At 48.9% G+C, this 350-nt stretch carries 1 protein-coding gene; it reads left to right on the forward strand.

Annotation, left to right across the window (positions count from 1 at the left end; all coding sequences use genetic code 11):
* The coding region (locus MMP60_RS15835; RefSeq protein ID WP_347005395.1) for an Ig-like domain-containing protein at positions 1-350 on the forward strand (350 nt) is incomplete at its 3' end.

Raw genomic sequence — 350 nt, forward strand, 5'->3', positions numbered from 1 at the left:
ATCACAATTGACCTGACTCCACCAAACGCACCAGACATTGATCCAATCAATGCGACAGATCCAATTACAGGTACAGCAGAACCAGGTTCAACCGTGACTGTAACCTTCCCAGACGGCAGTATTGCCCAAGCAGCGACTGATCCAGTGACTGGGGCATGGACTGTACCGAATCCGGGTAACTTGGTCGATGGTGATACGGTTACCGCAACCGCGACTGACCCAGCAGGTAATATTTCTCTCCCAGCAACTGAAATTGTTGATGGAGATGGTTTAGCACCAGTCGTTGCGTTGAATGATGAAATCACCAATGATGCAACACCTGAACTAACCGGTACGATCAACGATCCAAA

Source organism: Acinetobacter sp. ANC 4805 (assembly GCF_022549495.1).
Lineage (GTDB): Bacteria > Pseudomonadota > Gammaproteobacteria > Pseudomonadales > Moraxellaceae > Acinetobacter.